Source organism: Streptomyces sp. LN549, assembly GCF_043203805.1.
Taxonomy (GTDB): Bacteria; Actinomycetota; Actinomycetes; order Streptomycetales; family Streptomycetaceae; genus Streptomyces.
In genome coordinates, this window is the sequence record NZ_JAZHRI010000002.1 from 8,028,198 (window position 1) to 8,046,659 (window position 18,462).

Consider the following 18,462-nt stretch of genomic DNA (forward strand, 5'->3'; position numbering starts at 1 on the left):
CGGTTCCCGGTCGCCGCGCAACGCATTCGTTCTCTGTTCGCCGACACGGATCCAAGGAGCGCGCTATGACCGGGCACGAGCCACCCGTCAGGATCGACACCAGCAAGCCGCATCCCGCGCGGATGTACGACTGGTTCCTCGGCGGCAAGGACAACTATCCGATCGACGAGCAGATGGCCCGGCAGCTCCTGTCCGTGGACGCGCGGGGCCGTGACATGGCGCGCGTCAACCGGGCGTTCATGCAGCGCGCCACCCGCTGGCTCGCGGAGAACGGCATCCGGCAGTTCCTCGACATCGGCACCGGGATACCCACGGAGCCCAACCTCCACCAGATCGCCCAGCGGACCGCACCGGACGCCCGCATCGTCTACTGCGACAACGACCCGATCGTCCTCGCCCACGCGGCGGCCCTGCTGCGCTCCACCCCGGAAGGCGCCACCGAGTACATCCAGGCCGACGCCCGCAGGCCAGAGGTCATCCTGGAAGCGGCCGGTAAGGTCCTCGACTTCGACAAGCCGATCGCCTTGTCCCTGCTGGCGCTGCTCCACTTCCTGGACGACGAGGACGGCGCCGCCGAACTGGTGGACCGCCTGGTCGACCAGCTCGCACCCGGCAGCTACCTCGTGCTCTCGCAGACCACCGGTGACTTCAACCCGGAGGGTGCGGCCCAGGCTGCCGCCATGTACAAGGCCCGCGGCATGACGCTCCGCCCGCGCAGCCACGCCGAGTTCTCGGCGTTCTTCCACGGCCTCGAACTCGTCGACCCCGGAGTCTCGCTCTCCGCCGACTGGCACCCGGAGCTCGGCGAGGTCATCGACGTCCCGGGCGACGAGCCGATCCCGGGCTACGCGGGCGTGGCCCGCAAGGCCTGAGCGGTGACCGGAAGCGTGGTGAGGACATCGGCTCACGATCCGGCCTCCTACAGCTGTATGCCGTCACGCAGTACCCGTTGCGCCACTGTTCGCTTGGGTACCTGAAGCTCGTCCTCGACAAGGGCCCGGCCGGGCGCGTCGAGCGTGATCGTTGCGGGATACTGCGTGGCGTGGACCAGTCGTTCGATGCGCAGGTGGTCCGGATCGTTGCCGGCGGAGTGGCGGCGCACGCCCCTCGGCGAGTCGGGTTCGGGGGACTGGGGCATGTCTTGTTCACGCAGACGTGCCGCATGCGCGCTGATGATTTCCCAGAGATCCTCCTGCGTGACCGCAGGGGTGCCGGCCTTGACGATGGTTCGCTTCTCGATGGCCAGCCGGTGCAGCTCAAGGCTGATGGCACGTGCCAGGCGCCTGTCACGCAGTGTGGCGAGGGCGGCCGGCGAGGAAGCCGCACGGGCCGACGCGTCGTCCGCCTCGAACAGCGCACGCCGGGCGGCCGGCTCCGTGAGCCACAGCAGCAGGCGGGCCGTCGCGGCCAGTGCCGTTCGTGGAATCCACAGCAGCCACTCACTTTTCCGCGCCCGTGCGTTGAAGCGCTGCGTTCCGTCTGCCACGGCGGCCGCGCCCCGGGAGACAGGGTTGATGCGCGACGACGTGGCGGGAACCGCGCCTGGTTGCAGGGCCTGCACCCCGGCTGTCAGGGACCCGAGGGTCACGCCGACGACGACGCCGTACCGGACGTTGCGGGGAGCGCTCCGGCCAAGTGCTTGGGCCATGGCAGCAATACGCTGCTGAGGAGGGTAGGAGGCCCAGAGCGGGAGACCCAGGACGAGGCAGCGTTTGCGACGAAATCCGTAGGGGATGACGCTCACGGAGAAGTCCGCAGTGAACTGGATCGCCTCGATGCGTCGCACTCCGGCGCTGTCCGCTGTTCTGTGCAGCAGTTCGAAGAAGGCCGGAGCGTCGGCTTCCCGCAGCGTCGGCGCGTCAGGATCCAGACGCCCGAGGCGCGGGCGCAAGGCAAAAGCCAGGCCCAGCAGCAACAGACCTATCACTGGCTGAAAAAATGTGCGAAAACCGAGAACGGTCAACCTCAGGCCGACGATGACCAGCCAGGCTGTGAAGAGTTGCACCGCCCCTGCAACGCCGTACGCGGCTATCGTCGCGCACCTGGCACCTTTCGCGTCCACTGTTCGACTGTGATGGGCGGATTCCACAGGGCCCCCCGGCGGTGAAAGGTCGATACCTCTCGAACGTGCGTCGATCTCATCAGCATTGCGAAGGAGAGACAAGCGGTCTGAGCATGTTCTGAAGGCGCGGCTGACGACCTCCGGCAGCCGGTTCGGTTCCGCCGCAGGTCACAATGGACCCATGTCCCGACGTACCGCACGCCCCCGGCGGCTCTCCGCCGCTCCCGTCTCCCAGGTCACGGCCACTTCGCCGTGCCCCTGCGGGCTGCCCACCGCCTACGGCGAGTGCTGCGGGCGGTTTCACGCCGGGACCCCGGCACCGACATGCGAGGCGCTGATGCGCTCGCGGTACACCGCCTTCGTCGTCCGGGACGCCGCGTACCTCCTGCGCACCTGGCACCCGGACCACCGTCCGGACGCCCTCGAACTCGATCCCGGGCAGCGCTGGCAGGGCCTGGAGATCCTGGAGACTACGGAGGGCAGCGCCTTCCACACCACGGGCACGGTCACCTTCCGGGCGCACTACACGGCCGGCGGCCACCGCGATTCGCTGCACGAGAAGAGCCGCTTCGTCCGGCACGAAGGCGCCTGGGTCTACGAGTCCGCAGTCTTCGCCGACTGACGGTCCGCCGTCAGGCAGGCCCCGGACCGGCCTCAGACCGGTGCGCCGGCCGGGGCCGCCGGGGACAGCTCCTGCGTGAGGTCCTCCGCCAGCAGCCGCTTGGCGATCACGTCGACCGCGGCGCGCAGCCGGGCGTCGTCCGCCTGCTCCTGCTGGTCGCCCAGCTGCTCGGTGAGCCAGCGGGACCACGCGTCGTTGATGGTCCTGGCCTCCCGGCTGCCCGCTTCGGTGTGCGTGAACAGATGGCCGTCCCCGGTGAGGTAGCCCTCCTCGATCATCCGGTCGAAGACGGGCACCAGGACCTCCGGCGGAATCCGGTGCCGGGCCGCGATCAGCCGGAGCCCCGCATGGCCGACCATCCGGGTGAACAGCTCCACCTGCATGACCGCCCAGGCCCCTGCCATGTCGAGCCGGGTATCGGACGAGGCCACGATCCGCCGGGCCGTGTCCGGGTCCACCCGGCGCAGGACCTTGGCCACCGAGAACTCCAGCAGCCGGGCCGAGTCCCCGGCGCTCGGCGACGCGAACCCGTCACCCATGTCGGTCGAGACGGCCCGTGCCGTGTCCCGCAGCTTCACCTGCTTCAGGAACAGCGCGACGACGAAGCCGAGCAGCGCGACCGGCACCGTCCACAGGAACACAGTGTGGAGGGTGTCGGCGTACGCCTGGGCGAGAGGCGCCGACTGGGCATCGGGGAGCGAGTGCAGCCCCTCCGGACTCTGCGACGCCTTCGCCACCACTGCCGGATCTCCGCCCGCCCGCACCGCCGCCGCGACCCCGTCCTTGAGGTTCGGGCCGAGCGAGTTGGCGTAGATCGTCCCGAACACGGCCGTACCGAAGGAGCTGCCGAGCGTACGGAAGAACGTCACGCCCGAGGTCGCGGTGCCCAGGTCCGCATAGTCGACGGTGTTCTGCACCGCGATCGTCAGCACCTGCATGCACAGCCCGATGCCCAGCCCGAGCACCAGCATGTACAGCGACTCCAGCCACACCCCGCTGTCCGGACCCATCCGGGAGAGCAGGAACAGTCCGACCGCCATGACCAGCGAGCCCACGATGGGGAAGATCCGGTAGCGACCGGTCTTGCTGACCACGTTGCCGCTGAAGATCGAGGCGGCCAGCAGACCGATGACCATCGGCAGCGTCCGGACCCCCGACAGCGTCGCCGAGTCCCCGTCCACGTACTGCAGATAGGTCGGCAGGTAGATCATCGCGCCGAGCATCGCGAAGCCCACGATGAAGCTGAGGATCGAGCAGACCGTGAAGACCGGATTGTTGAACAGCCGCATCGGAAGCATCGGTTCCTTCGCCCGGAACTCGACGAAGCAGAACGCGGCGAGGGCGGCCAGGCCGAGGACGAACAGGCCGATGATGGCGGGGGAGCCCCAGGCGTACTCGTTGCCGCCCCAGCTCGTCGCCAGGATCAGGGAGCTCGCACCGACCGTGACCATCGTGATGCCCAGGTAGTCGATGACCGGACGTCCCGCCGCCTTCACGGACGGGATGGTGCGGGCCGCCGCGATGACCACCACGATCGCGATCGGCACATTGACGTAGAACGCCCAGCGCCAGGTCAGATGGTCGGTGAAGAGCCCGCCCAGCAGCGGCCCGATGACGGTCGAGACGCCGAAGACGGCACCGATCGCACCCTGGTACTTGCCACGGTCGCGCAGCGGGATCACATCGGCGATCAGCGCCATCGACGTGACCATCAGACCGCCCGCGCCGATGCCCTGCAGACCGCGCCACACGATCAGCAGCGTCATGTTCGTCGCGAGACCGCAGAGGAACGAACCGGTGATGAAGATGATCGCCGAGAGCTGGAAGACGATCTTCCGGCCGAACAGGTCACCGAACTTGCCGACCAGCACCGTTGCCACGGTCTCCGCCAGGAGGTACGCGGTCACCACCCACGACATATGCGCGGCGCCACCCAGGTCCGAGACGATCGTGGGCAGCGCCGTGCCCACGATCGTCTGGTCCAGGGCCGCCAGCAGAATGCCCAGCACGATCGTCGCGAAGACGATGTTCCGGCGGCGCGGATCGAGCAGGGGCGGTGCGCCGGCGGCCTGCGGGGTGGGGGCGGTCTCGCTGGCAGTGGTCACCTTTGCACCCTCACATCGCCCCATGTCACCCGCATGCGGGGGACGGCCGGACGTGGACGTGTCAGCCCAGCAGGTCCTTCAGCGACGTCGTCATCCGCGCGACGAACGCCTCCCGCACCGGCGGCGCCACCCGGTCCAGCGAGAGATACGGATTGAGGTCCTCCAACTCGACGAGCAGCAGCTCACCCGCCTCCGTCCGGCACGCGTCGACCCGCTGGATGCCGTGGTCGAGAGTGTTCCAGTCGATGAACGAGCGCGCGAACGCCAGATCCGCCGCGCTCGCCTCGTACGGCTCCAGCACCCACCGCTGCTCCGGGTGCGGTGCGTTCAGTGCGTACTGGAAGTCGTGGTCGACGAAGTAGAAGGACACCTCGTAGCGGAAGTCGATCCGCGGCTGGACGAGCTGTGTGCCGTCCGCCTCGGGAGGCAGTACAGGGGTACGTACGAACTGCAGCCCGACCGAGTCCGCGCCCAGCTTCGGCTTGATCACATAGCCCTCGGCCTCGGGCAGCAGCCCCAGATCCGCCACCCGGTCCACGGTCGGAATCACCGGATACCCGGCGCGGCTCAGGTCGACCAGATACTGCTTGCCCGCCATGTCGCCGCGCCCGGTCAGCGGGTTGTACACCCGCGTGCCCAGCTCCCGGGCCCGCGCGCAGAACGCGTCGTACGCCTCCTGGTAGTGCAGCACCGGACCGCTGTTGCGTACGACGACGGCGTCGAAGCCCTCCAGCAGGGCGGCGGCGTCACGGGGGTGACAGAGAGCGACGTCGAAATCCTCGCGCAGCCGCGACGTCAGCTGGATGTCCTCGTCGCAGTAGCGGCGTCCGCGGGCCTCGTAGGCGAGATCGGTGACGAAGAGAACGGACGGGCGGAGGCCGGCGGGCATGGTTCCCCCAGGGGGTTTCAGGGCGGACGGTGGGTCAATAACCTTGGCGGCGTTGCCCGTCAACGACCCTGGAGCGTCATGACGTCTGCCCCACAAGAGTCACTCGCCTCGCAAGCACCACCCGTGCCGGACATTCTCTCGCCCGCCTTCGCCGCCGATCCCTACGGGGCCTACCGGGTCATGCGCGAGAGTCACCCGCTGATCCGGCACGAGGCCACGAACAGTTACATCGTCTCCCGGTACGAGGACGTCGAGCGGGTCTTCAAGGACAAGGCCGGGGAGTTCACCACCGACAACTACGACTGGCAGATCGAGCCCGTCCACGGCAAGACCATCCTCCAGCTCAGCGGCCGCGAGCACGCCGTGCGCCGGGCCCTGGTCGCCCCGGCCTTCCGGGGTACCGACCTCCAGGAGAAGTTCCTCCCGGTCATCGAGCGCAACGCGCGCGAGCTGATCGACACCTTCCGTCGCACCGGCGAGGCCGACCTCGTCGACGCGTTCGCAACCCGCTTCCCCGTCCTCGTCATCGCCGACATGCTCGGCCTGGACAAGGCCGACCACGACCGCTTCCACGGCTGGTACACCAGCGTCATCGCCTTCCTCGGCAATCTCGCGGGCGACCCGGAGGTCGCGGCGGCCGGCGACCGGACCCGGCAGGAGTTCGCCGGGTACATGATCCCGGTCATCCAGGAGCGTCGGAAGTCACCCGGCGACGACCTGCTCTCCGCGCTCTGCGCCGCCGAGGTCGACGGTGTCCGGATGAGCGACGAGGACATCAAGGCCTTCTGCAGCCTGCTGCTCGCCGCCGGCGGCGAGACCACCGACAAGGCCATCGCCTCGATCTTCGCCAACCTGCTGACCCATCCCGAGCAGCTCGCCGCCGTACGGGAGGACCGCACCCTCATCGACCGGGCCTTCGCCGAGACGTTGCGCCTCACTCCGCCGGTCCACATGATCATGCGACAGACGGCCACCGACGTGGGGCTGGGCGGCGGCCGGGTGCCCGCGGGGTCGACCGTCACCTGTCTGATCGGCTCGGCCAACCGGGACGCCTCCCGGTACCGCGACCCGGACCGCTTCGACATCTTCCGCACCGACCTGACCAGCACCACGGCGTTCTCCGCCGCTGCCGACCATCTCGCGTTCGCCCTGGGCCGGCACTTCTGCGTCGGCGCACTGCTGGCCAGGGCCGAGGTGCAGACCGGGGTGAACCTGCTGCTCGACGCGATGCCCGACGTACGGCTCGCGGACGGGTTCACCCCGTCCGAGCAGGGCGTCTTCACCCGGGGCCCGGCGTCGCTGCCGGTGCGGTTCACCCCGCTCGCCGCGCCCTGACCCCGCGTCGGTGTCCGGTCCTCGCCCCATGGCCCCGTGTCAGCGGATGTGGCGCCCCGAGATCGCCCGCGCGATGACCAGGCGCTGGATCTCGCTGGTCCCCTCGAAGATCGTGTAGATCTTGGCGTCGCGGTACATCCGCTCCACCGGATGCTCCCGGCTGTACCCGGCGCCCCCGAGGATCTGGACGGCCTTCTCCGTTGCGGACACGGCGAGTTCACCCGCGCGCAGCTTGGACATGGAGCCCTGGCCCGCGTCGAAGGTCCGGTCGTTGCGGGCCATCCACGCGGCCTGCCAGATCAGCAGCCGTACGGACTCGATCTCCGTACGGATGTCGGCCAGCGCGAACGCGATCGACTGGTTCTCGATGATGGGCCGGCCGAACGCCTCGCGCTGTCCGGCGTACTCCAGCGCGTACTCGTACGCCGCGCGCGCGATGCCCAGCGCCTGGGCGCCGACGGTGGGGCGGCTGACCTCGAAGGTCGCCATCGCCGCCTGGCCCTTGGCGTTGGTGCCTTCGCGGGCGCGGGCGAGCCGGGCGTCCAGCTTCTCCTTTCCGCCGAGCAGGCAGTGCCCGGGCACGCGTACGTCGTCGAGGAAGACGTCCGCCGTGTGCGAGGCACGCAGGCCCAGTTTCTTGATGGTGCGGCTCGCCTCCAGACCCTTCGTGGCGGGCGGCACGATGAACGCGGCCTGCCCGCGCGCGCCGAGCGACGGATCGACCGAGGCGACGACGACATGGATCTCGGCGATCCCGCCGTTGGTGATCCACGCCTTCTGGCCCGAGATCACCCACTCGTCCTTGGCCTCGTCGTAACGGGCCTTCGTGGTCATCGCGGAGACGTCTGAGCCGGCCTGCGGTTCGGAGACGCAGAACGCCGCCACCTTCGGGTCGTCCTCGTCGCCGTAGCACTGGGGCACCCACTCGGCGAGCTGGTCCGGTGTGCCGGAGGCGAAGATGCCGGCGACGGCGAGGGAGGTGCCGAAGAGCGCCATGCCGATTCCGGCGTCGCCCCAGAACAGCTCCTCGTTGGCTATCTGGAGGGAGAGCCCCGACGGGTCGCCGTACATGTCGGCCAGGGACTCGAATCCGTACAGACCTATCCGGGCCGCCTCCTGGATGACGGGCCAGGGCGTCTCTTCGCGGGCGTCCCATTCGGCGGCCGCCGGGCGCACCACCTGGGCGGCGAAGCCGTGCACCCAGTTGCGCAGGTCCTGCTGTTCCTCGGTGAGGGCGAGGGAGAAGTAGCTCATCGGCCTCAGGCCTTCGGGATGTCGAAGTAGCGGGTGAGGCCGGAGGCGAGGCCGACATCGCCGGCCACCTTCAGCTTGCGCATCATGAACATCGTCACGGGATTGCCGTTGCCGGAGACCAGCTTGAGGAACTCCGCGTCGGCCATCACCAGCGTCGTACGCGGTTCGGCGTCGGAGCGGCCTGCGCTGATGGTGCACGCGCCGTCCGCGATCGCGGTCTCGTAGACCGTGTCGGTGTCCCCGGTGATCTTCCAGCGGATCAGCGCCTCGAGCTGTCCCGCCGCGTCCGGACGGAACTGCTGCTTCATCCGGCCGAAGACCTCGCCGAGCACCCGGGTGCGCAGTTCGCCGTGCATGACCTCGCCGAGCTGCTTGGCGGACAGGCCCTTCACGATCCGCGCGAACTCCTGCGGGGAGACGGCCGCGAAGTCGAGGGCGGCCAGTTCGTCGGTGAGGTTGCCGCTGCTGTTGTCGGCCACGCCAGCTCCTTACTCTGGAGTAAACTTACTTCGGAGTAAGGTAAGTGCAGGGCGCCGCCTCCGCAAGGTGGGGGCGAGGCGGGGGAGTCACCAGGAGCTGCTGGGGTGCACCGCCAGCCGGGGGTGGTGGGCGGAGAGCATCTTGTTGGCGCGGGCCAGTTCGGAGAGGGCCTGCTCCCGGTCGGCCTGGTCCTCGATGCCGAGCCGGGGGCCGCGGAACCGGCGGACCTCGCGCGCGGCGCACTCGGCGTCGAACTCCGCCTCCAGGATGTGCGGCGGGATGCAGGAGCCGATCAGCGCGGCGATGCGGTCCGGGATCGGTACGGGGACGAGCAGGTGTGAGGTGGTCATGGGGGTTCCCTCTCGAACGGTGGCCAGGAGGTCGGGCGCTGTGGCCGCCGGGTGGGCGGCCGACTCCTCCATGTGTACGGGACGCATTTACGGATTTCTCGTTGAGAACGTCTCCGTGTGGCAACCGTTTGGGAGTGACCGGGTATTTCCCTTTACTCGTAAGTAAGTTGACGCGCAGTGAAGGCCGTGATCCGGCCGGAAGCCGTTCTGTGTGCGGACTACGGGGTGGTGGAATCCCTGGTGCGGGCCCGCAGCTGAAGCGCCCGCAGAACCGCCTCGGTGGAGAACCTGCTCTCGGGGTCGATCAACTGCTCACCGAAGATGGACTCCAGGTTGCGCATGCGGTAGCGGACCGTCTGGGGATGCACGTCCAGCAGTTCGCCCATGTGGGCAGCGGTGCCCCGGGTGTCGAGCCAGATGCGCAGTGTTTCGATCAGCCGCTCCCGCCGGGTGGCGCTGATGCCCGCGATGGGCGCGAGTTCCCGTTGGGCGAGCTGGTCCAGGAGGACCGGATCGGAGAGCAGCCACAGGGTGATGAGGTGGTCCTCGCAGAGGATGATCGGTGCGTCGTCGATGACTCCCGCGTCGACGAGTTCGAGGACCCTCCTGGCCCAGCGGATCGAGTCCGCGGCCAAGGCGGTGGGAACGGTCAGCCCGATCGCCGCGCGGGTGCCGAGCAGCGTCTGGTCGAGCATGGTTCTTCGTGCGTCGTCGAGCGGCCCCGGGATGAGTAAATGCGGCTGGGGATCGCTGAGATCGACCAGGATGTCGCGGTCGGCGCTGACCCGGTCGAGCCCGGCGGGAGCGCGCGCTGCGACGAGCGTGACCTCCTCGGGCAGCGTCCACCCGGTCTGCTCGGACAGTTCGGCGATGGCGGTACGGGGGACGGGACGCCCGGCCAGGATCAGATGGAGCAGGCGCCGGCGCATGGCCTCGCTCTGCTCGCCGGTCTGCGACTGCACCTCCAGGAAGCCCTCGCGGGAGAGTGATTCGAGCTCGTCCACATAAGCGAAGAGCGCGTCGGCGAAACTGAGCATGAGGGTCGGTGAGAAGTTGTAGCTCCGGCCCACCTTCTTCGCCCGGCGCAGTGCCACGCGGGCGCCGAGCCGATAAGCGCCCTGGAGCGTCTCCATGGTGCGGCCTTCATAGGCCTCGAAACGTCCGAATCGGCGGCACATGTCGTCGCGCAGCGATGTCGAGGTGGACGGTTCGGCGACCAGGTCCACGAAGGACGAGAGGCTCTGTTCGACGCCGACCCGAATGGCCTGGCCATTGGGGCCGCTGAGCAGGCGTGCATATTCCGGATAGGTCCGGGTGACCTCGACTCCGATTTCCTTGATCAGGCTCGGCAGTTCGGGTCGCATGATCGTGGCGAATTCCTGGGGAAGCGGTCCCAGTGGATCGCCCGTGTCCAACGGCTGAATGAGTTTCGGCATGACGTGTCCCCTTGCTCTCCGGTGCCCGGTGGGGGGTGAGGCAGTGGGGGAAAGCGCTCCCACGAACCGACAGGTGCGTACCGAGTCCGCGACGAAGATAGACCAAGTCAGCGCTGGTGCACACTACTTGCGCAAGATCGAAGTGCAAGGGGCACACATCTCGGCCCCGTTGTGGTGCTCCGGTGCAGGTGGGGCGCGACTGCTCACTTCCGGACAATGTTTTTCGGACATTTACTCCCGAGGGCGCAAGGAAGTAACCCTGGGTAATGCCGAGTTGTGTGAGGGGAGGATGCGAATTTCCAGACCTTCCCGACACTGTTGTCGAAGGGGCTGCTGGGTCGTAGGGTCGCCATTCATTGGCGGCGCATCCGGGGGAGGCCACGGAATGGTGAGCTCCGGTTTACCCTGTGGGCGGACCGTGCGGGCCCGAATGCCGTGGGGCGCAGGGCGTTCCGTTCCCGCACTGCTCGTTCTGGCGGTCGCGGCGTCGCTCGTCTCGTGCGGATCCGCCGGGGGCGACGGCAGCGGCACCGCGTTCGCGCGGGGGATCGAACAGGCCCTGGTCGCCGCAGACGGGCGCGGCATCCGGGTCCCCGCCACGCCCGGCAGCTGCGGCCGGGTCACTCTGGATGCCGAGGAGTCCGCATCGCGCGTGGTTCTCCGGCTCTCCCTGGAGGCCGACCGCGATCTCGTGTGTCCCGCCGTCATCCGCACCGTCATGGCCTCCACCACGCTCGAACACCCCCTGGGCAATCGCGATCTCGTGGACGGGGACCGGTCCGGCAGGAGCGTCCCGTTCGTCGACGGCGCCCGACTCCACGAGCCCGGCCGGCTGCCGGCCGGTTACGTGCAGCGCGGCGACGGGATCGACTCCGGCATCGGCCTGAGCGGCGGCGACGGCTCGCCGCTGTGGGCCCGGCGCTACGAGGGAATCGGCGGCAGGGCCCCGCTGGTCGTCAGCCAGTGCACCTGCGACCCGGCGGCCCACCGGATCTGGCCCGCCCGCTCGCACGTCGACATCAACGGCCGGCCCGGCACGATCCGTACTCCGGCGGACGACCCTGACAACGGCTCGTACGCCGTCGTGTGGACCGAAGGAGCACTCGGTTTCGTCGTGATGTCCGCGGACGGTGGCAGCGCCAGGCCTGCCGTGTCGACGAAGGACCTGCTCAGGACGGCGCGGTCACTGCACCCGCGCACCCGACAAGGAGGAGGAACGGCATGACTGAGTCGCAGCTGTCGGAACCGGGCGGCGTACGCCGAAGAACGTTGCTGGGGGCGGCCGGAGCCACCGTGGTCGCCGGTGCCGTCGCCGTCCCCGAAGCGGGCGCGGCGGAACCGGGCTGGCCCCCGCTCACGGCCGACGAGCGAGCGGTGGTGCTGCAGATCGCGCGAGCCGGAGCTGTGTTCCCCGTGGCCTTTCCCGAGTTCGGGGAGCCCGGCAGCGCGGCCGGCCGGGCAGTCCCGGCCCGGCTGAGGACTGCCGAGAAGTCCCTGGGGCCCGAGCGGCTCGCGCAGGTCAGGGCAGGCGCCCGGAGCCTGATCGCCGACGGACTTCAGGGTGCCGACCAGGACACCCTGCTACGGGGTCTCGGTGAGCGGGCGGCGACCGCGGACACCGCCGGCCGGACCGCCCTCGTCACCGTCACCGCTCTTGCCCTCGCCACGATCTCCACGCACTTTGCGGCCGGTGCCGGCTCGACCGACCGAGCCGCGGACCTCTGGCTCGATGGCCTGAGCCGCCTTCGGACATCAACGGAGCAAGGCCGCAGGGGGCGTTCCTGATGACATTCTCCGCAGGCACCCGGTCCGGGCTCCGGCAGGCCAAGCACCGGATCAAGGAGCAGTACAGCCGCAACGATCCCAATGTCGTCGGGGTAGGGCTGAGTTATCGCCATCGAGCCGGGCAGCTGACCGACGAGCCGGTCGTGGTGGTCCTGGTCGCCAAGAAGCGGCCGGCGTCCCATGTGTCCCGGCGCAGACTGCTGCCGCAGTCCATCGACGTCCAGGGTGCCCGATGGGGTGTGGACGTGGTCGAGTCCGGCCCGCCCCCCAGACTGTTCGCCACCGCTCCGGCCCGTCCGCCGGTGAGGCTGCTGAGCGCCCAGGCCATCGCGGACAAGATGCGGCCCTCGCGGCAGGGCGCCAGCATCTCCAACCTGGAGCAGGGCCGAACGGCCGGGACGCACGGCTGCAACGTCGTCGACAAGACGGACGGAAAGCTCTGCCTGCTCTCCTGCAACCACGTGCTCGCCCGCTTGAACGAGGGCAAGCCGGGCGAGGCCATCATCCAGCCCGGGGGATACGACGGCGAAGTGGACGTCAAGAACGCCATAGCCGAGCTGAAGCGGTTCGACCCCGTCGACGCGACCACCGGCACCGACACCGACGCGGCCATCGCCCAGTTCACGGACCAGAGCGGCCAGACCTCCGACGTGGCCAAGGACCTGATGGCCCCGATATCCCCTTCCCATCCAGCCGTCGGCCTGCTGGTCGCCGGAGGATGCAGCGGCGCGGTCTACCTCACGGAAATCGAAACGGTGCTCGCCCGCCTCGACGTGAAACTCGCGGCCGCCACCGGCTCGTCGACCGCGATTGTCGCTCCCGCCATCGGCATGAAGGTCGAGAAGGTCGGCCGCACCACGGCGTACTCCTCCAGCGCCATCGCCGCGATCGAAGTCGACATCGAGGTCGACACCCAGAGTGCGCTCGGGGTCGTCCCGTACCGCGATCTCATCTACGTGCCCGGTCTCGGGCAGGCCGGGGACTCCGGATCGGTGGTCTGCGCGGGCGGCGACGGTGACACGCTGGTCGAGTCCGACTGCGGCGGTTGCACCGTGCTCAACAGCATCGGCAGCTTCTACGATCTCCCGCTGGCTGGGGACAACGACCTCGCCGACCAGATCCGCGACGGCTTCCTGGCGCAGAGCGTGGCCGGCAGCCTCCTCGTCGCCATCACCTACATGAACTCCCAGAACATCACCGACCGGCTGGCCGGCATGGTGGCCGATTCCACGTCGAAGTCCTACGCCGCCAGCTACTACGCGAGGTACCGGGACTTCATCGAGAACGTGCTGAACGACCCCACCTCCACGGCAGTCGTCACCCAGGAGAACCTGGACGACGCGACCAACATCAACGCCGGACTCGTACAGACCTTCGTGATCACCGGCGAGGAATGCGTAGCGGCGAACCAGCTCCAGACCGAGATACTCGACAAGACGCTGGGCATGAACCGTCAGCAGATGCTGACCTACATGAACGACGGACGGATCGCCGCACGCATCCGCGAGATCCTCTCCACCGTGCCGACGATCGAACTCGACGGCCCGGTCGAGGCGGGATAACCCGCCGGCGATGAAGTACTCCCAGCGCGTCACCGCACGCCTGATCCGGCTGGCGCACGGCCTGCACCCGGCGCTGGCCCCGTCCGTCGTGGCCCTGGCCGCGTCCCCGGGCAAGAGTCTGCGAGCGTCGCTGCTCGCCGCCTGCGGTCGGCTCGGCCTGCCGGACGAGCAGCGCCTCGTCAGGCTCGGCGCGATCGTCGAGCTCATCCATCTGGCGTCCCTGCTGCACGACGACGTCATCGACGGCGCCGAGGTACGCAGGGGCGCGCCCGCCGCCCACGTCGTCGTGGGCGGCGAGGCGGCCACCCTGGCGGGCCTCGCCTGTTTCGCCCTGGTGGGTACGGAGACGGCGGACCTGGACGAGGGGCTGGCCCGGATCGTCGGTGACGCGGTCGCCGGGCTGTCGTACGGCGAGCTGATGGACGTGGAACGGGCCTTCGACACCGAACTGCCCCTCTCCGTCTACACGGAGCTGGCGGCGCGCAAGACCGGTGACCTGTTCGGGCTCGCCTGTGTCCTCGGCGCCGTCGAAGGAGGGGCGGCGGACGAGCACGTCCGGGCCGCCGCCCGTTTCGGGAAGGCGCTGGGGGTCGCCTTCCAGATTCTCGACGACTGCCTCGACCTGGAGTCCGACGGCGTGGACAAACCGCTCCACACCGACCTGCGGCTGGGACTGTTCGGCGCACCGGTCCTGTGTGCGTTGCGCCGCGACACCTCCGGTGAACTGGCGGGTCTGCTCCTGTCACCGTCGCTCGACGAGAGCGCGGTGCCGCAGGTGCACCGCATGATCGTCGAGTGCCGGGGCCTCGAGGAGGCGAGAGAGCTGGCGGGCCGGTGGTACGAGGACGCCCTTGCCGAACTGGACCCGCTGCCCGCGGGGACCGCCCGGGACGAACTGCTGGCCACGGCCTCCGGGATGTGGCGGGGGAGGGCACGTTGACGCGTCTGGGTACGGAGGTGCTGGTGGTCGGTGCCGGGCCGGCGGGAGCGGCGACGGCCGCCGAACTGGCCCGGCACGGTATCCGGACCCTGTTGGCGGGCCGGCCCGACGACCGTGAACACGACGTGCTGCTGGGCTCACCGGCGGTGCGCGCCCTCGACAGCCTGGGGGCGCTCGGCGCCGTCGCGGCCCGGCCGGCGGACGGGGTCCTGCTCCATCTCGGCGACGGGCGCGGCAGAGCGGTGACGGACCTGTGCGCGGCGGTCTGCGACCGGCGAACGCTGGGGGAGGCGCTACGGGGGCGGGCCACGGTGCTCGGAGCGACTCACGTGGCGTGCGACGTCGCGTCCGTACGACGGACGGGCGAGGGGTACGAGGCACGGCTCGGGTCCGGAGGCACCGGTGTGGACGGGATGACCGTGACGGCCCGGCACGTGGTCATCGCCTCGGGTGCCCGGTGGGGCGTACAGGAGCAGGCTCCGGGGCTCACGGCCGTGCAGCGGTTCGGCGGCGCCACAGGGCCGGGTGCGCCGATCCGCCTGCGGATGCCTCCTCCTCGGGCCACCGGCCCCGCCGAACTGCCGGTGTGTGCGTGGCACCTGCCCGGGGCCACGCCCGGCACGTGCACCATCGGGGTGTCCACGCTCCAAGGACAGGGAGGGCCCGGCGGAGCGAAAGGCCTGCTGGATGAAGCCGTCACCGCGTTCCGTGCCCTCGACCCCGGATTCCGCCACGCGCGTCCGCTGGGCGCCGTGCTCAGTGGCCCGCTCGACTGCGGCTTCACCCCGGCGCTTGCCGTCGATCCGGAGCACGGAGGGCTACGGGTCGGGGACGCGGCAGGTCTGGCCAACCCGTTCACCGGGGAGGGGCTGAGCTATGCGGTGGAGAGCGGGCTGCTGGCGGCGCGTGCCGTCGCCGGACACCGGGGCGACCCGGATGCGGCGGGGCGGACGTACACGCGAGGGCTCGCCGCAGCGTACGTCGGCTTCTTCGAGACGGCCCAGCACGCCTCGCGCCGCTACCACCTGGCGTGGCGCATCCTGTCGGCCACGGCCGACAGCGACCGTCCCTTCTTCGCCAAGGCACGCCGGGCGCTGCTCCTGCCCGAAGGCCTGGCAGGGCTGACGGCGGTGGACCGGATGCAGCTGCCCTCGGCGGCCACGGCGGCCATGAAGCCGTTCCTGCTGGCATGCGACGAGGTCGCCGTGACGACGGTGCGGGACGAATGGCCCTTCATCGCGCGGCTGTTGATCACCGAGGGAGGGCCGGCCCATCAGCGGCTGCGGCCTGCCGTCCCCTTCTACGCGGCGCTGTTGGCGTCCGGCCGTCGACCGGACATCCGGCTGGCGACAGTCGGCGCGGCGATCGAGCTCGCGACGCTCGGCGCCCTGAGCTTCCTGGGGCCGACGGAACCCGCCCCGGCCGGCCGGGAGCGGAAGGCGGTCGACTGGGGCACCGCAGCCGTCGTGCTCTCCGGCGACTTCCTGCTCTCCCAGGCATCCCGGCTGATCGCCGCCGTGACTCCGGAGATCTCGTGGGCCTTTGCGGACTGGCTGGCTGAGCTGACCGCGCTGCGGGGCGCGCGCCTCGCCCACGACGATTCGGTGGCCGCCGAGGACGTGTTCGCGGCCCTGTTGGAGTTCCCGGCGCGGATCGGCGCCCAACTGGGCGGTTCCTCCGAGGAGGTGACCGCGGTGCTGCGGCAGGCGGGCGCGGAGTGCGGCCGCGCCTTCCTGCACGCGGAGGACGTGCTGGCACTGCGGGGTGAGCGGACGCGTCTGGACACCACGCACTCCGCTCTGCTGGAGGGCCGGATCAGCGCCTGGTCGGACGTGGGGGAGTCGGCGCCGCCCGAGGGCCCCGCGTCGCTGGGTCGGTGGCTGGCGGGATCCGTCGCGGCCTGTCGGGCGGCGGAGCGCTCCACGCAGACTCTGCTCGACGGCGTGCCGCACGCAATGTCCCGGATGATCTTCTCGGAGTTTGTCGCTGCCGTGGCCGGGCCGGCGGGCGTTTCGCAATAGGCGCTGAACGGCGCCTGCCGGCAGCCGCGTTCCGCAACCGGGAGCCCGTGGTGGTGGGCGCCATACCTGCGAGTAAGGGAGCGGTAAACCGGCGTGCCGGGCGCACGGCCCAGGCAGCTTCGACGCAGCAGCGGCGGGGAGGGTGCCGCTGCCGCTCATGGACCGCTGTCGACCTGCGAACCAGCCGGCCGGCACGCCGCCGGGTGGCGCCGCGGCGCACTCGGGCTCCCCCCCCGCCAGGGCGGCGTCATTCAGGTGACGTGTCCTGGTTGATCACATGATGCCGAGGGTGATCAGTGGACGGTTTGCGTCGCGGGTGTGGTGGCGGAGTCCAGCGGCGATGTTCGTCTGGCTGGCGAGTCGGAGAGCGCCGATGGCCAGGTTGCGTAGGGATGCCATGGCACGTGGAGCGGTGCCGGTGCGAACGCGGGAGGCGTCCTCGGCGTACGTGGTGTCTCTCACGTGGTGGATCTTGTTCTCGATGCCCCAGTGGTTGCGGACGCGGCGTGCGATCTCGGTTGCGTCGGCCTGCTCCGCGGTCAGGTCGGTTACCCCGTAGATGCGTTCCAGTGTGACCTTGCCGGTAGTGACGATCTGTCTGCGGCGCACGATCTGGATGGCCTGCACCGCATGTGGGAACGGGATCCCCGTCACGGTGGCGGCCTTGATCCGGCGGATCTCGTCGCGGCCGTGTGCGGTGGCCCGGGTCTTGTCCTGAAGTGGTACTTCCCGCCATGGCAGGGCCTTCAGCCACCGTTGCAGGGTGGGGTGGTTGCCCTTGATCAGTGCGATGTAGTGGGCGTGCTTGTCCTCGACGAGGAAGCGTGCGTGAGCGGTCTGCGAGTGGAGGGCGTCGAAGGTGACCACCGTGCCGTGCAGGTCGAGCGGGGCTAGCAAGGGCTGGAAGACGGTGATCTCGTTGGTCTTGCCGTCCACCTCGCGCTGGGCAGTGACCAGGCCGGTCTCCGTCATCGCGGCGAGCAGGTGGACCTGGGTGCTGTCGGTGCGGCGGGCACCGCGCACGGTCTTGCCGTCCACCGCGAGGGAGGGCAAGGGCGAATCGCTGTCGTCGTTCTCCTTCTGGCCGGCTGCGCGTTCACGCCCGGCGAGCCAACTTCCGACGGCCGTATCCAGCGCGTCTCCGTCGATGCGCTGGAGGACACGGCGCACTGTGGCCTCGGCCGGGGCGACGGGGCCTCGGTCCGGCTCCCGGCACGGACCGCCGAGCCGGGCCAGGACGTGTGGCGGGGCGTCGGCTGCCCACTCCGCGATCGCGGTCAGGGACTTCGCTCCTGCCAGGACCGCACACGCGGCCAGGGACAGGACGAAGGCGAGTGGGTGGGGGGCGCCGGCCCTGGTCGCGGCGAGGGTCGGGCACCTGAGCCAGGCACGTCAACAGACTGGGGAGATCATCAGGGGCGGTCGGTGCGGCGTCGGTGAGTTGCCCCAGAGGGCTCGGGATGAGCGAAGATGAGCGGGCAGACACGGTCTTCCGTTGTGGTGATCAGGGACTCGACACCTCATGATCACCAGAAGGCGTGCCTGTCTCCGCGTCAGCCCCGGCGAGAATCTCATGGCCCTGCCCAGGCTGCTGAAGCCCCATCAACCCAGATTCACTTGC

At 69.8% G+C, this 18,462-nt stretch carries 16 protein-coding genes; 8 read left to right on the forward strand and 8 right to left on the reverse strand.

What is annotated here, in order from left to right; all coding sequences use genetic code 11:
* Positions 1-65: 65 nt before the first annotated feature.
* Positions 66-872: an SAM-dependent methyltransferase gene (locus tag SH922_RS35695; protein ID WP_393062684.1), complete on the forward strand. Its 807-nt coding sequence runs from the start codon at positions 66-68 to the stop codon at positions 870-872.
* Between the two features lie 47 nt (positions 873-919).
* On the opposite strand, the gene SH922_RS35700 is transcribed toward SH922_RS35695, so the two are convergent.
* The gene (locus SH922_RS35700; RefSeq protein ID WP_393062685.1) at positions 920-2,005 is read right to left on the reverse strand and encodes a M48 family metallopeptidase; all 1,086 of its coding nucleotides are present in this window, start codon (positions 2,003-2,005) and stop codon (positions 920-922) included.
* Positions 2,006-2,243: 238 nt separating this feature from the next.
* Here SH922_RS35700 and SH922_RS35705 point away from each other — a divergent pair, with 238 nt between their 5' ends.
* A complete protein-coding gene (locus SH922_RS35705; RefSeq protein ID WP_393062686.1) occupies positions 2,244-2,684 on the forward strand; it encodes a YchJ family protein in 441 nt (146 codons plus the stop codon).
* A gap of 32 nt (positions 2,685-2,716) precedes the next feature.
* On the opposite strand, the gene SH922_RS35710 is transcribed toward SH922_RS35705, so the two are convergent.
* Both SH922_RS35710 and SH922_RS35715 read right to left on the reverse strand, forming a co-directional pair.
* Positions 2,717-4,789: an MDR family MFS transporter gene (locus tag SH922_RS35710; protein ID WP_393062687.1), complete on the reverse strand. Its 2,073-nt coding sequence runs from the start codon at positions 4,787-4,789 to the stop codon at positions 2,717-2,719.
* Positions 4,790-4,850: 61 nt separating this feature from the next.
* On the reverse strand, positions 4,851-5,678 hold the full coding sequence (locus tag SH922_RS35715; protein ID WP_393062688.1) for a hypothetical protein: 828 nt from the start codon (positions 5,676-5,678) through the stop codon (positions 4,851-4,853).
* A gap of 78 nt (positions 5,679-5,756) precedes the next feature.
* Here SH922_RS35715 and SH922_RS35720 point away from each other — a divergent pair, with 78 nt between their 5' ends.
* Complete coding sequence (locus SH922_RS35720; protein ID WP_393062689.1) at positions 5,757-7,013, forward strand: cytochrome P450; 1,257 nt, start codon at positions 5,757-5,759, stop codon at positions 7,011-7,013.
* A 39-nt stretch (positions 7,014-7,052) separates the two neighbouring features.
* Here the strand turns inward: SH922_RS35720 and SH922_RS35725 are convergent, their stop codons facing one another.
* The 4 genes from SH922_RS35725 to SH922_RS35740 form a co-directional block, all read right to left on the reverse strand.
* Positions 7,053-8,267: an acyl-CoA dehydrogenase family protein gene (locus SH922_RS35725; protein WP_393062690.1), complete on the reverse strand. Its 1,215-nt coding sequence runs from the start codon at positions 8,265-8,267 to the stop codon at positions 7,053-7,055.
* Positions 8,268-8,272: 5 nt separating this feature from the next.
* The gene (locus SH922_RS35730) at positions 8,273-8,746 is read right to left on the reverse strand and encodes an SCP2 sterol-binding domain-containing protein (protein WP_393062691.1); all 474 of its coding nucleotides are present in this window, start codon (positions 8,744-8,746) and stop codon (positions 8,273-8,275) included.
* A gap of 87 nt (positions 8,747-8,833) precedes the next feature.
* A complete protein-coding gene (locus SH922_RS35735) occupies positions 8,834-9,097 on the reverse strand; it encodes a hypothetical protein (RefSeq protein ID WP_393062692.1) in 264 nt (87 codons plus the stop codon).
* 218 nt (positions 9,098-9,315) lie between these two features.
* The gene (locus SH922_RS35740; protein ID WP_393062693.1) at positions 9,316-10,533 is read right to left on the reverse strand and encodes a helix-turn-helix domain-containing protein; all 1,218 of its coding nucleotides are present in this window, start codon (positions 10,531-10,533) and stop codon (positions 9,316-9,318) included.
* 430 nt (positions 10,534-10,963) lie between these two features.
* Between SH922_RS35740 and SH922_RS35745 the strand changes: the two genes are divergently transcribed.
* Genes SH922_RS35745 through SH922_RS35765 form a run of 5 tightly spaced genes read left to right on the forward strand, consistent with a single transcriptional unit; the run spans position 10,964 to position 16,841 of the window.
* Complete coding sequence (locus SH922_RS35745) at positions 10,964-11,758, forward strand: hypothetical protein (protein WP_393062694.1); 795 nt, start codon at positions 10,964-10,966, stop codon at positions 11,756-11,758.
* The gene (locus SH922_RS35750) at positions 11,755-12,318 is read left to right on the forward strand and encodes a hypothetical protein (RefSeq protein WP_393062695.1); all 564 of its coding nucleotides are present in this window, start codon (positions 11,755-11,757) and stop codon (positions 12,316-12,318) included. Before SH922_RS35745 ends, SH922_RS35750 begins: the two co-directional genes overlap by 4 nt.
* The gene (locus SH922_RS35755) at positions 12,318-13,880 is read left to right on the forward strand and encodes a hypothetical protein (RefSeq protein ID WP_393062696.1); all 1,563 of its coding nucleotides are present in this window, start codon (positions 12,318-12,320) and stop codon (positions 13,878-13,880) included. The genes SH922_RS35750 and SH922_RS35755 overlap by 1 nt, the downstream gene beginning before the upstream one ends.
* A 10-nt stretch (positions 13,881-13,890) precedes the next feature.
* Positions 13,891-14,820: a polyprenyl synthetase family protein gene (locus tag SH922_RS35760; RefSeq protein ID WP_393062697.1), complete on the forward strand. Its 930-nt coding sequence runs from the start codon at positions 13,891-13,893 to the stop codon at positions 14,818-14,820.
* Complete coding sequence (locus tag SH922_RS35765) at positions 14,817-16,841, forward strand: FAD-dependent oxidoreductase (RefSeq protein WP_393062698.1); 2,025 nt, start codon at positions 14,817-14,819, stop codon at positions 16,839-16,841. The genes SH922_RS35760 and SH922_RS35765 overlap by 4 nt, the downstream gene beginning before the upstream one ends.
* A gap of 273 nt (positions 16,842-17,114) precedes the next feature.
* Here the strand turns inward: SH922_RS35765 and SH922_RS35770 are convergent, their stop codons facing one another.
* Positions 17,115-18,164 (reverse strand): ISAs1 family transposase, encoded by a 1,050-nt coding sequence (locus SH922_RS35770; RefSeq protein WP_393063784.1) that lies wholly within the window; start codon positions 18,162-18,164, stop codon positions 17,115-17,117.
* Between the last annotated feature and the right edge of the window lie 298 nt (positions 18,165-18,462).

Bases quoted from the DNA above. Each gene is read 5' to 3' on its own strand.
- SH922_RS35695 (WP_393062684.1), top strand. From the start codon at position 66: ATGACCGGGCACGAGCCACCCGTCAGGATCGACACCAGCAAGCCGCAT.
- SH922_RS35705 (WP_393062686.1), top strand. From the start codon at position 2,244: ATGTCCCGACGTACCGCACGCCCCCGGCGGCTCTCCGCCGCTCCCGTC.
- SH922_RS35715 (WP_393062688.1), bottom strand. From the start codon at position 5,678: ATGCCCGCCGGCCTCCGCCCGTCCGTTCTCTTCGTCACCGATCTCGCC.
- SH922_RS35720 (WP_393062689.1), top strand. From the start codon at position 5,757: ATGACGTCTGCCCCACAAGAGTCACTCGCCTCGCAAGCACCACCCGTG.
- SH922_RS35725 (WP_393062690.1), bottom strand. From the start codon at position 8,267: ATGAGCTACTTCTCCCTCGCCCTCACCGAGGAACAGCAGGACCTGCGC.
- SH922_RS35735 (WP_393062692.1), bottom strand. From the start codon at position 9,097: ATGACCACCTCACACCTGCTCGTCCCCGTACCGATCCCGGACCGCATC.
- SH922_RS35740 (WP_393062693.1), bottom strand. From the start codon at position 10,533: ATGCCGAAACTCATTCAGCCGTTGGACACGGGCGATCCACTGGGACCG.
- SH922_RS35745 (WP_393062694.1), top strand. From the start codon at position 10,964: ATGCCGTGGGGCGCAGGGCGTTCCGTTCCCGCACTGCTCGTTCTGGCG.
- SH922_RS35750 (WP_393062695.1), top strand. From the start codon at position 11,755: ATGACTGAGTCGCAGCTGTCGGAACCGGGCGGCGTACGCCGAAGAACG.
- SH922_RS35755 (WP_393062696.1), top strand. From the start codon at position 12,318: ATGACATTCTCCGCAGGCACCCGGTCCGGGCTCCGGCAGGCCAAGCAC.
- SH922_RS35760 (WP_393062697.1), top strand. From the start codon at position 13,891: ATGAAGTACTCCCAGCGCGTCACCGCACGCCTGATCCGGCTGGCGCAC.